The following is an 11,614-nucleotide window of genomic DNA, read 5'->3' as shown; positions in this document are numbered from 1 at the left end:
AACACGCCCCGCAGGCGGGGCGTGTTGGCTTGAGTCCCTTGATCCGTTCAGTTCGGCCGCCAGTTTCCATTGCTGTCGTAAGAACCGCGAGGCCCATCACCGGGCGGCGGTGGCACGGCCATCGGCTGCACCGCCTGGCTCACGCCGTTACCGATCACATTGAGTGTCCCGGCGACAGCGCCCACACCTGCGCCAAGCGCTCCACCCACAAGTCCACCGACCGGCCCGGCCGCCGTCTTGCCTTCATAGGTCCCCTGCGCCGCGCCGCCGATGGCGCCGTTAATAGGATCCTGCTGCGCGCCGGCCGTCACGGGAAACACGGCAAGAGCGAGCGTCCCCATCGCGAAAAACGATTGCCGCCAGTGCGTAATGGATACGCCCGAATTATCGATTTTCATCTTGAAACCTCCCTGCCCGGCCGAATCCGGCCCTGCCTCGAAGCAAATCAGCAGATTGCAGGTTGCGTCAGGTTCCGGAAAAATACAATGCAGGCGTGCAGGGCACTTGAGTGTTTTTATTAAATTGACTCGGAAGCGACAACGGCCTCGTAGTTCGAAATTGCCAGTAAGAAAAATGGCGCATCCCACAAGGATACGCCATTCAGTGAATCTCAGCAGACCAGATCCGCGCTGTCAGCGATGACGCTTGTGCCGATAGTGGCGGTGACGGTAGCTCCGCCGGTTATCGATGCCGAGTACACCATTCACGCCGCCCACGATACCACCGACGCCTGCACCTACCGCGCCACCGACGGCGCCGCCCACTGGGCCTGCCGCGCGGTTGCCCTTGCGAACGCCCTCGTTTGCACCGCCTTCCATACCCCGAATGACGCCCTGCGCATGCGCCGCGATCGGCAATGCGAGAATTGCCAGCGCTGCGGCTGCGAACGTGAAGCGCCGGTATGCCGGCGTGAATATGAACAAGGCTTCCGTCTTCATGTTGATAGTCTCCAAACGGGCCGCAATATGCACCCGCTACATAACGCTCTCAGCACGAAATGGTTGCGTCAAGTTTGGCGAAAACCTGCGGCAAGGAGAGACCGTTCACGAAACCGTATGGCCGCCGCCGTCAACCTTAAGACGAAGACACTGTTAAAAAAGCCGTTATCCATGCTTTATTGGGTTTCGAGCGGGGCAGATACGAGGCGAGTAATGCGTGCGATCCTGATTTCGGTTACCGGGCTGTTGCTGCTGACAGGCAGCGCGCAGGCCGCCGTTTCTATTCTGGTCGACAAGAACACCCAGCAGATGACGGTCGCGGTGAACGGCGCCACGCGCTACACGTGGCCTGTCTCCAGCGGCAATCCCTCGCACGAAACACCTAACGGCAGCTTCAAGACCTTCCGCATGGAGGAGGACCATTACTCGAAGGAATTCGATGATGCGCCGATGCCGAATGCCATTTTCTTCACCAAGCAGGGCCATGCCATTCACGGCACCGACGCGGTCAGCCGTCTCGGCAGCCCGGCCTCCCACGGCTGCGTGCGTCTGTCGCGCGCCAATGCCCTGAAGCTGTGGGATCTGGTCAAGACCGAGGGCCTGCTCAACACCACGGTCACGCTGACGGGATCGTCGCAGGTCGCGCTGGCGCGCAATCCCAGGACCCGCACCAATGTCGCCACCGCGCGCGGCAACGACGGCATGGGCCAGCCGGTACAGATCGCGCCAGGCCAGCAAGGCGTGTACAGCGAAGACATCAACGCCAACACCCGCGCACGTCAGGTTTCGCCTGATCGCTTGTATCGCGATCCGTCCTATCCGCAGGATCAGGCCTACTATGGTCCCAGCGACGCGGGCCCAATGCAGCGCCGCATCTATCAATCACAGGGCGGATATTATCAAGGGTACGCGCAAGACGGCTCTTACGAGCAGGACGCGCGCTATCAGCGGCCTCGCTACGCCAACCCTCGCGGCGGGTATTATTACTACGCAGATTGAGTGAACGGACGAACTCGCTACTCGTCCGGAGTCCTGAGCCGCCGCCAGACCGCGCCAAGCACGTTGGAATAGTCGTCAGTCCAGACCCGCTGACCTTCGGTGGCTTCCGTCAACGCCCACTTGTTGTCAGATGCGATCTCGCCGACGTCGGCCTCCTCCCGTGCTGATATCACAACTTCCGTGGTGAAGATGTATTCGTTGTCGCGTCCGGAATCCTCATTGTAGACCCAACTCTTGAGGTCGTTCTCTTCGGCGATGCCGACGACGACGCTCGCCAGTTCGAGATGACGGTTGGAAACGTGCATTACCACCGCGCCCTGCGGGGCGAGCTTGGCCTTGTAGATCGCCATTGCCTCCTCGGTCGCCAGATGAATCGGAATCGCATCGGACGAATACGCATCGACAATGATGAGATCGTAGATGCCGTCCTGTTCCCTCGCGAACGTCAGACGCGCGTCCCCGATCACCGGCTTCAGATTGGGCTCGCACGCGCTGACGAAGGAGAAATACTTCGGATCGCGCGCGGTATCGACCATGGTCTGATCGATCTCGAAGAATTTCCAGTCTTCGCCGGGCTGTGACTGACAGGTGAGCGTTCCCGCACCCAGACCAATCACCGCGACGCGGATCGGACCTCGCTTGCGTTCGCGGATTGCGGCGATGGCGCGACCGATGCCGCCATCCGTGTGATAGTAGGTGATCGCTTCGGGCCGGCCTTTCACCCGCGTGCCATCATCGTTGAGAAATTTCTCGGCGCCGTGGATCGTCGTTCCGTGCATCAGCACGTGATACTGACCGTTTGACGTCACCACGATCTTGTGCACACCGAAGAAACTGCGCACCGTTTCCACGCGGCCGTCGTCGGCGGGATAGACGCGAATCAGGACGAGTCCCAGCGCCACGAGTGTTGCGAGTTTCCAGCGATCGATCTTCCACAGCACTCCAAGGACCATCAACACAACGGCGAAAACCTTGGCAACCAATAACCGGTTGGTTTCGATCAGCTCTGTGGTTGATCCACTTCCGAACGCGATGGCGATGAGAACTACAGCAGCAATCACCACGAGAACCCAGAGCGCGAGAGCGCCGCGCATACCCGTTGTTCCAGCAGGCCGGCACAGTGCCGCCAACGCCAGCAGAATCGGGTATTCCGCTATCCAGGAGAACGTGTAGGGCGCAATCAACCCGGCGAACAATCCACCGACCATGCCGCCGAATGACAGCGCAACATAGAATCCAGTGAGATAACTCGCGGCCGGGCGCGTGCGGGCGAGTTCACCATGACACGCCATTGCGATAATGAAGAAGCATATCTGATGACCGCCGAGGGTGAGGAACAGATCCTGCTCGCCGCCGACCGCAAGCAGAACCATAACGCCGCCAATGGCGACCGGTTGCGCCATGAGCATCCACTTGTGCGGCAGCAGCGGCCGCGACTGGAACACCAGGACCCATGTCAACAGGTAAAGCGACAGCGGCAGCACCCACAGCAGCGGCGCTGCCGCGACGTCGGTCGAGATATGCGCGGTCACTGCGATCAGCAGGCCAGACGGCACAGCAGCGAGGAATATCCAGCGGAGCCGCGCCGTCCATGTTGGGGCCGGCGCGTCGCCGTCGCTTGCGCTGATGGCAGCCTCCGTCATCGGCTTCGAGCGCAGCAGCATGACGCCGCACGCCGCGATCAACACGATCAGCAGTGCGTAACCACCGGTCCAGATCAGGTTCTGGGTCCGCAGCGTGAACATCGGCTCCAGCAGCACCGGATAGGACAGCAGCGCAAGGAAACTGCCGATGTTCGACGAGGCATAGAGGAAATAGGGATCGGGACCGTCAGGATGCCCGGTGCGGACGAACCAGGCTTGCAACATCGGATTGTTGGCGGCCAGTGCGAAGAACGGCAACCCGATCGAAACGGCGAACAGGCCCAGCAACCAGAACGCGTAGCCGCTCGCCGGCGGCTCGCCCCACCCGCTCGCAATCGACAGCGGCAGGGTGAACAGCGCCACCACCAACAGGACGAGATGAATCGCGATCGGAGCGACGCGGCTTTTCAGCGTCATAAGATAATGCGCGTAGGCGTAACCGCCGAGCAGCAGCGACTGGAAGAACACCATCGCCACCGACCATACCGCGGGCGAGCCGCCGAGCCGGGGCAGCACCATTTTCGTGAACAGCGGCTGCACCGAAAACAGCAGCAGGGCGCTGGTAAAAATCGCGGCGGTATAAACCACTAGAACGAGTTTGTTCCACGCGCCGGCGGACTGGCTCGCGGTTTCGGACGGCACTGAAGTCATGAAGGCTCCGGCATGATCCCGGCAAATCACCGGGCGCGGTGGGAGTGGAGTGGAGCATAGCCAAACACGGGGAGCAATAACATGCGCGTGACAGAAATCACTCGCACGTGACGCCTCTCACCATTATGACTTGGCCATGTCCGATTACGATGCACTCATCATCGGCGCTGGCCATAATGGCTTGACCTGTGCGGCCTATCTCGCAATGGGCGGTTTGCGCGTGAAGGTGGTCGATCGCCGGAAGGTGGTCGGCGGCGCAGCCGTGACGGAAGAATTTCATCCCGGCTTCCGTAATTCGGTAGCCGCCTACACGGTGAGCCTGCTCAATCCGAAGGTCATCGCGGATCTGAGCCTCCATCGCCATGGGCTGCGGGTCGTCGAGCGCCGCGCGCAGAACTTCCTGCCTGCACCGGACGGACGCTATTTACTGACCGGCGAAGGCCGTACCCATCAGTCGGTCGCGAAATTCAGCGAACGCGACGCGCTGCGGATCGACGATTTCAACCGCGAACTGGAAACCATCGCCGACATGCTGCGAGCTTTCGTGCTGCGCGCCCCCCCCGATGTGGTCGAGGGTTTCGGCGTCCGTGCGATCCGGGAAGCGTTCAATGCGCTCGGCACCGCCAACGTCCTGCGCGGCCTCTCGCTCGAGAACCAGCGCATGCTGCTCGACCTGTTCACCCGCTCGGCAGGTGACATGCTCGAGGACCGCTTCGAAAGCGATCTGGTCAAGGCGCTGTTCGGCTTCGACGCCATTGTCGGCAACTATGCCAGCCCCTACGCTGCCGGCTCGGCCTACGTCATGCTGCACCACGCCTTCGGCGAGGTGAACGGCCGCAAGGGCCTGTGGGGCCACGCCATCGGCGGCATGGGCGCGATCACCCAGGCGATGGCGGCGGCGGCCCGCGCGGCGGGCGCGGAGATCGAGACCAACAACGGCGTCCGCGAGGTGATCGTCGAACGCGACCGCGCCGTGGGTGTCATCCTCGACAATGGGGAGACGATCCGCGCCGGCTATGTCGCCTCCAGCGTCAATCCGAAGCTGCTTTATACCCGGCTGGTCCCGGCCGATGCGCTGCCGAAGCCGTTCCTTGACCGCATCACGAACTGGCGCAACGGCTCCGGCACTTTCCGCATGAACGTCGCCTTGTCGGCGCTGCCATCGTTCAAGGCCCTCCCGGGGCCGGGCGACCATCTCACCGCCGGCATCATCCTCGCGCCCAGTCTGGGCTACATGGATCGCGCCTGGCTCGATGCCCGGCAACACGGCTGGAGTCGGGAGCCGGTGATCGAGGTCCTGATCCCGTCCACGCTGGACGACTCGCTCACACCATCCGGCATGCATGTGGCCAGTCTGTTCTGCCAGCACGTCGCACCCCAATTGCCCGACGGCCGGTCATGGGAGGACCATCGCGAGGAGGTCGCCGATCTGATGATCGCGACCGTGAATCGCTACGCCCCGGGATTTGCCGCCAGCATTATTGCGCGGCAGGTGCTGTCGCCGCTCGACCTGGAACGCGATTTCGGCCTGCTTGGAGGCGACATCTTCCACGGCGCGCTGTCGCTGAACCAGTTGTTTTCCGCGCGACCGATGTTGGGCCATGCCGGCTATCGCGGCCCATTGAAGGGGCTCTACCACTGCGGCTCCGGCGCCCATCCCGGCGGCGGGGTCACGGGTGCGCCGGGGCACAATGCGGCGCAAGTTATCCTCAAGGACTACCGCGGATTATTCACTTGAAGCGCCGCCAACACCTGTTGAAAAACTGTGGATAACTCTGTGAATAAGCTGTGGAATTCCGCCCCTTAAAGTTTCACCAAGGTGTGGAAAACCACAGTTAAGAAGTTGTGAAAAACTCGGGTATGTTCCGCCCGCGAACTGTGGACAAGCTGTGGGAAATTGGGCGATGCAGTCAGTGATTTCAGCGAGTTGGACACCACCGTGACCTCACAGCCCACCCCCGCCGCAACGCAGGCCACTTTCGCCATCGGTGACGAACACGTCGCAAGTCGTGTTGTGGATATCATTACGGAGAGCTACCCGAGCCACGATCTGGCCATCGCCGCCTTTGAGGGGCCGGGCGGCCGCTGGGACATCACCATGCATTTTGCCGAACCGCCGGACCGCGACGTCATCCATGCGCTGGTGACGGAAACGGCAGGCGACGCCGCCGCGAAGTCCATCGTGTTCAGCACGGTCGAAACCAAGGACTGGGTGAAGGCCAGTCTCGCCGACTTGGTGCCGGTGAGTGCCGGGCGCTATGTCGTCCATGGCAGCCACGACCGCGAGCGAGTCCCGCCGAACAAGATCGGAATCGAGATCGAAGCCGCGCTGGCGTTCGGAACCGGCCATCACGGCACCACGCGCGGCTGCCTCCTGTTGCTCGATATGGTCCTGAATCGGCGCACACCCAGGCGCGTGCTCGATCTCGGCTCCGGCACCGGGGTGCTGGCGATCGCCGCCGCAAGAACGTTGCGGCGTCCGGTCCTGGCCAGCGATATCGATCCGAAATCCGTGCTGGTGGGGCGCGAGAATGCAAAGCTCAACGGCGTCGGCAATCTGGTGAACGTTGTTCACGCCACCGGTTTTCAATCGCCGCATTTTGCGGTCCACGGGCCGTTTGGACTGGTGCTAGCAAATATCCTCGCCAACCCGCTGCGGAAACTGGCGCCGCAACTGGCGGCGCATCTGGCCCCCGGCGGCTTTGTCATTCTGTCGGGATTACTGCCGCATCAGGCCAACAGCGTGGTCGCCGCCTATCGGGGCGCAGGGCTTAGACTGATCAAGCGAATTCAGATCGAAGGCTGGAGCAGCCTGCTGATGCAGCGGCGCTGAGGCTTCATCCGGAGTCCTCGCTCTCGCGGCTTCGAAGGATGACCAAAAAACAACGCCGTCACCCTTTGAGGCCTGCGCTTCGCTATGGCCTCAGGGTGACGGCGGATCTCAGTTCATCGGGTAAGGGAAAGATTTATTCCCGTCGCGTCCGGTGGGGTGTGACGTCAGCTTCGGTAAAGCCCGCTTCGAACCGCGCCCGGCGCGCCTCGCGCTGCAACCGGTTTTCTGTCAGGCGGTCGAGCATCTGGACGATGACGCCCCGTGGCTCCTTGATCGTGACCGCAGGAACGCTCCCCTGCCCCGGCGGCGAAATTTTCTCAAACATAAAAGCTGGCATGCCCTATCCCCTCTCCGCTGAGTTGAAAAACACACCCCTCCGCATTTCCGCGAGGCCCATCTACTTCAAGCGTTGTTGGTATCAAATGGTTCCCCGAACAGCCTTCCCTGTAGGCAGTTTCTACTAAGCACGGATCGTGCCATTCACCTTTGACGTAGATCCGGGTCCGGGGTGCAGATTGCCGCCATTCTCCATGTCTCTTAAGGTCGACCGATGTTCGAAGCCCAATTCCAGACATTCGAAGAGCCTGAAGGCGGCGTGGCGCTGGCCGCCCGGCTGTCGGCATTCCGCGAGGAACTGCTGCGCCGGCAACTGACCGGCTTCGTGATTCCCCGCGCCGACAGCCAGCAAAACGAATATGTCCCGCCGTCCGACGAGCGGCTGGCATGGCTGACCGGCTTTACCGGTTCGGCGGGACTGGCCATCGTTCTCACCGGACAGGCGGCGGTGTTCGTGGACGGGCGCTACACCCTGCAGGCGGCCAAGCAGGTGGACGCGACGGCATGGACCGTCGAATCCCTGATCGAACCGCCGCCGGAAACTTGGCTAGCCGGACATCTCAAGCCTGGCGACCGCCTCGGATTTGATCCTTGGCTGCACACTTCGGCGGCAGCGGAGCGCCTCACCAGAGCCTGCGAGAAGGCGGGCGCCGAACTGGTCGCGGTGGAGGGCAATCCGGTCGATTCGATCTGGGCCGATCAACCCGCCCCGCCGCTGGGGCCGGTCAAAATCCACCCGCTGCAATTCGCCGGTGAGAGCGAAAGCGACAAGCTCACCCGCATCCGCAAGGAAATCGCGAAGCTCGCCGTGGATGCTCTGGTTCTGTCCGATTCGCATGCGGTGGCTTGGACCTTTAATATCCGGGGCGCGGACGTGGCCCATACCCCGCTGCCGCTGTCCTACGCGCTGGTGCCGAAGGACGGCAGGCCGACGATCTTCATCGATCACCGCAAACTCTCCAACAGCGTGCGCGATCATCTCGAAAAGAACGCCACCGTCGAAGAACCCGACGCTCTCATGCCCCGGCTTGCGGATCTCGCGCGCACCAAGGCCGCCATCGGCCTCGATGCCGCGACGGCCGCTGAGGCATTGTCGCGTTCAATCGCAGCGGAAGGCGGCAAGCCGGTGCGCCTGAGCGATCCGGTCGCGCTGCTGAAGGCTGTGAAGAATTCCGCCGAGATCGCCGGCACGCGCGCGGCGCACAAGCGCGACGGCGCGGCGCTGGCGCGGTTTCTGGCCTGGATCGACCGTGAAGCACCGAGCGGTAAGCTGACGGAAATCGACGCGGTAGAGGCGCTGGAAACCTTCCGCCGCGACACCGGCGCACTGAAGGACGTGTCCTTCCCCACCATTTCCGGCACCGGCCCTAACGGCGCCATTGTGCATTACCGCGTTACGCGGAAATCCAACCGCCGCATCATGCCCGGCGACCTACTGCTGATCGATTCGGGCGCGCAATACGAAGACGGCACCACCGACGTCACCCGCACCATTGCGATTGGCGAGCCAACCGCCGAAATGCGCGACCGTTTCACCCGCGTGCTGCGCGGGCACATCGCGATCGCGCGCGCGGCATTTCCCGACGGCACCAGCGGCGCGCAGATCGATGTCTTGGCGCGGCAATTTCTCTGGCAGGCGGGTATCGACTTCGAGCACGGCACCGGCCACGGCGTCGGCAGCTACCTTTCCGTGCATGAAGGCCCGGCGCGCATTTCCAAGCTCGGCACCACGTCGCTGAAGCGCAGCATGATCCTCTCCAACGAGCCGGGCTACTACAAGACCGACGCATTCGGCATCCGTATCGAAAATCTCGAACTGGTGATCGAGAAGATCATCGATGGCGCGGAAAAGCCCATGAACGGCTTCGAGACGCTAACACTCGCGCCCATCGACCGGCGGTTGATCAACGCGCACCGCATCAGCAAGCAGGAACTGGCGTGGATCAATGCCTATCATGCACGGGTGCGCGAGGAGATCCGTCCGCTGCTGGATGAGGCGACCAAAGTCTGGCTGGATGCAGCGACCGAGCCGCTGGTGAACTCGACTTAAGCGCCGCCCACCAGCGCCAGCCACTCGTCTTCCGTCAGAACCGGCACGCCGAGCTTCTGCGCCTCTGCCAGCTTCGACCCCGCACCCGGCCCCGCTACGACATAGTCGGTTTTCTTCGACACGGAGCCTGCTGCCTTCGCGCCGAGCCGTTCAGCGGTGGCCTTGGCTTCGTCGCGCGTGAACTTTTCCAATGAGCCAGTGAAGACGACTGTCTTTCCGGCGATAGGCGAATCCTTTTTCGGCTTTTCCGCGTCCCGGATATTCACCTGCTTCGTCAGCCGTTCGACGATGCCACGATTGTGGCTCTCGCCGAAATACGCCGCCACCGCCTGAATCACGGTGTCGCCGATCTGGTCGAGATCATCCATCTCGGCAATGGCCTGCTCATCGCCCTTGGCGACCTTCAGGCAGGCGTCGTGGAAGGCCTCCCACGATCCGTAGCCGCGCGCCAGCGCCAGCGCAGTGGTTTCGCCGACATGGCGGATGCCGAGCGCATAGATGAAACGGTCGAGGCCGATCTCGCGCCGTTCGTTGATGGCGTCGAACAGGTTGCGCACCGAGGTTTCGCCGTAGCCTTCGATGTCCTCGAGCTTGAGCGTCCTGTTGCGCGCCTGCAGCGTGAAAATGTCGGCGGGCTCCTTCACCCAGCCTTGCTCGAAAAAATACTCGATCTGCTTCTCGCCGAAGCCCTCGATGTCGAACGCACGACGCGACACGAACAGCATCAGATGCTGGATTTTCTGGAACGGACAGGCGAACTCGCCGGTGCAGCGGGCGCGCGATCCCTCCTCGCCGGTCGCGGTTTCCTCGCGCACGATGTCGGTGTGTAGCGGACAAGGACACTTCTTCGGGAAGTGATATTCCTTTGTGCCCTTCGGGCGCTTGTCCATGACCACGTCGACAACCTGCGGGATTACGTCGCCGGCGCGCTGGATAATCACGGTATCGCCGATGCGGATGTCGCGGCCCTCGCGCAGCACCTCGCCCTTGCCGCCTATGCCCTTGATGTAATCCTCGTTGTGCAGCGTGACGTTCTGCACGATGACGCCGCCGACGCCGATGGGCTCCAGCTTGCCGACCGGCGTCAGCGCGCCGGTGCGGCCGACCTGAATCTCGATGTCCTTGAGCACCGTGGTCGCACGCTCTGCGGGAAACTTGTGTGCGATGGCCCAGCGCGGCGTGCGCGACACGAAGCCAAGACGCTCCTGCCAGTCGAGGCGATCGACCTTGTAGACAACGCCATCGATGTCGTAGTCGAGATGCGAACGCTGCGTTTCGATCTTGCGGTGAAACGCCAGCAACTCCTCCACCGAATGGCAGGTCTTGGTCAGCGGATTGGTCTTGAAGCCGCAATGCTCGAACCACTTGATCATGCCGGACTGGCTGTCCGCCGGCATCGCGCTTATTTCGCCCCACGCATAGGCGAAGAAGCCCAGCGGGCGTGAGGCAGTGATGGCTGGGTCCTTCTGACGCAGCGAGCCAGCGGCCGAATTGCGTGGATTTGCGAAGATCGTTTCGCCCGCCTCCTTCTGCCGCTCGTTGAGTTTCAGGAACGCGGCCTTGGTCATGTAGACTTCGCCGCGCACCTCGCAGACCGGTGGCGGGCTGCGGCCTTTCAGCTTCTGCGGCACATCATGAAGTGTGCGGATGTTGGCGGTGACATCCTCGCCTTCCGCGCCGTCACCGCGGGTGGCGGCGGTGACGAGCTCGCCATTCTCATAGCGAAGCGACATCGACAGGCCGTCTATCTTCGGCTCGGCGCTGAACGAAATTGTCTGGTCTTCGCCAAGCTTGAGGAACCGGCGGATACGTCCGACGAAATCAGCGACGTCCTGCTCGGCAAAGGCATTGTCGAGCGACAGCATCGGGACCGCGTGGCGTACCTTCCTGAACCGGCCGGAAGGAGTAGCGCCCACCTTCAGCGACAGCGACTCCAGCGTGCGCAACTCGGGAAAACGGTCCTCAATCGCATTGTAACGCTTGCGCAGATCGTCGTACTCGGCATCCGTAATGCTCGGCCGGTCCTGCTGGTAGTAGCGCTTGTCGTGCCCGGAAATTTCGGTTTGCAGCCGCGCATGTTCAGCCTTCGCCTGTTTGGGCGTCAGCAATTCGACGGGTGTCTTGTCGGTTTTGACTTTTGATACTTTGGACATCGCTATTCCGG

9 protein-coding genes are annotated in these 11,614 nt (G+C 62.3%); 4 read left to right on the top strand and 5 right to left on the bottom strand.

Annotated features, from left to right (window positions below; all coding sequences use genetic code 11):
* Positions 1-47: 47 nt before the first annotated feature.
* Both LVY71_RS07450 and LVY71_RS07445 read right to left on the bottom strand, forming a co-directional pair.
* Positions 48-341 (bottom strand): hypothetical protein, encoded by a 294-nt coding sequence (locus tag LVY71_RS07450; RefSeq protein ID WP_235100044.1) that lies wholly within the window; start codon positions 339-341, stop codon positions 48-50.
* 291 nt (positions 342-632) lie between these two features.
* Complete coding sequence (locus LVY71_RS07445; RefSeq protein WP_235099166.1) at positions 633-938, bottom strand: hypothetical protein; 306 nt, start codon at positions 936-938, stop codon at positions 633-635.
* 213 nt (positions 939-1,151) lie between these two features.
* Here LVY71_RS07445 and LVY71_RS07440 point away from each other — a divergent pair, with 213 nt between their 5' ends.
* On the top strand, positions 1,152-1,937 hold the full coding sequence (locus LVY71_RS07440; RefSeq protein ID WP_235099165.1) for a L,D-transpeptidase: 786 nt from the start codon (positions 1,152-1,154) through the stop codon (positions 1,935-1,937).
* A 17-nt stretch (positions 1,938-1,954) separates the two neighbouring features.
* On the opposite strand, the gene LVY71_RS07435 is transcribed toward LVY71_RS07440, so the two are convergent.
* Positions 1,955-4,231, bottom strand: a complete 2,277-nt coding sequence (locus tag LVY71_RS07435) for a spermidine synthase (RefSeq protein ID WP_235099164.1) — start codon at positions 4,229-4,231, stop codon at positions 1,955-1,957.
* A 136-nt stretch (positions 4,232-4,367) separates the two neighbouring features.
* Here LVY71_RS07435 and LVY71_RS07430 point away from each other — a divergent pair, with 136 nt between their 5' ends.
* Both LVY71_RS07430 and LVY71_RS07425 read left to right on the top strand, forming a co-directional pair.
* Positions 4,368-5,969 carry a phytoene desaturase family protein gene (locus tag LVY71_RS07430; RefSeq protein WP_235099163.1) on the top strand — a complete coding sequence of 534 codons (1,602 nt, stop codon included), beginning with the start codon at positions 4,368-4,370 and terminating at the stop codon, positions 5,967-5,969.
* A 201-nt stretch (positions 5,970-6,170) separates the two neighbouring features.
* On the top strand, positions 6,171-7,064 hold the full coding sequence (locus LVY71_RS07425) for a 50S ribosomal protein L11 methyltransferase (RefSeq protein ID WP_235099162.1): 894 nt from the start codon (positions 6,171-6,173) through the stop codon (positions 7,062-7,064).
* A 133-nt stretch (positions 7,065-7,197) separates the two neighbouring features.
* Here the strand turns inward: LVY71_RS07425 and LVY71_RS07420 are convergent, their stop codons facing one another.
* Positions 7,198-7,401, bottom strand: a complete 204-nt coding sequence (locus LVY71_RS07420) for a hypothetical protein (protein WP_235099161.1) — start codon at positions 7,399-7,401, stop codon at positions 7,198-7,200.
* A gap of 213 nt (positions 7,402-7,614) precedes the next feature.
* Here LVY71_RS07420 and LVY71_RS07415 point away from each other — a divergent pair, with 213 nt between their 5' ends.
* Entirely contained in the window at positions 7,615-9,450 is a 1,836-nt protein-coding gene (locus LVY71_RS07415) for an aminopeptidase P family protein (protein WP_235099160.1), read from the top strand.
* Here the strand turns inward: LVY71_RS07415 and ligA are convergent.
* Complete coding sequence (gene ligA / locus LVY71_RS07410) at positions 9,447-11,603, bottom strand: NAD-dependent DNA ligase LigA (protein WP_235099159.1); 2,157 nt, start codon at positions 11,601-11,603, stop codon at positions 9,447-9,449. The genes LVY71_RS07415 and ligA overlap by 4 nt on opposite strands.
* Between the last annotated feature and the right edge of the window lie 11 nt (positions 11,604-11,614).

Origin of the sequence: Bradyrhizobium sp. G127 (genome assembly GCF_021502575.1) — a bacterium.
Taxonomy (GTDB): Bacteria; Pseudomonadota; Alphaproteobacteria; order Rhizobiales; family Xanthobacteraceae; genus Afipia.
This window is presented reverse-complemented; position numbering and strand designations above follow the sequence as displayed.

What these genes read in the sequence shown, in the direction of transcription:
- LVY71_RS07440 (WP_235099165.1), top strand. Translation starts at nt 1,152, where the DNA reads ATGCGTGCGATCCTGATTTCGGTTACCGGGCTGTTGCTGCTGACAGGC.
- LVY71_RS07430 (WP_235099163.1), top strand. Translation starts at nt 4,368, where the DNA reads ATGTCCGATTACGATGCACTCATCATCGGCGCTGGCCATAATGGCTTG.
- LVY71_RS07435 (WP_235099164.1), bottom strand. Translation starts at nt 4,231, where the DNA reads ATGACTTCAGTGCCGTCCGAAACCGCGAGCCAGTCCGCCGGCGCGTGG.
- LVY71_RS07450 (WP_235100044.1), bottom strand. Translation starts at nt 341, where the DNA reads ATGGGGACGCTCGCTCTTGCCGTGTTTCCCGTGACGGCCGGCGCGCAG.
- LVY71_RS07445 (WP_235099166.1), bottom strand. Translation starts at nt 938, where the DNA reads ATGAAGACGGAAGCCTTGTTCATATTCACGCCGGCATACCGGCGCTTC.
- ligA (WP_235099159.1), bottom strand. Translation starts at nt 11,603, where the DNA reads ATGTCCAAAGTATCAAAAGTCAAAACCGACAAGACACCCGTCGAATTG.
- LVY71_RS07420 (WP_235099161.1), bottom strand. Translation starts at nt 7,401, where the DNA reads ATGCCAGCTTTTATGTTTGAGAAAATTTCGCCGCCGGGGCAGGGGAGC.
- LVY71_RS07415 (WP_235099160.1), top strand. Translation starts at nt 7,615, where the DNA reads ATGTTCGAAGCCCAATTCCAGACATTCGAAGAGCCTGAAGGCGGCGTG.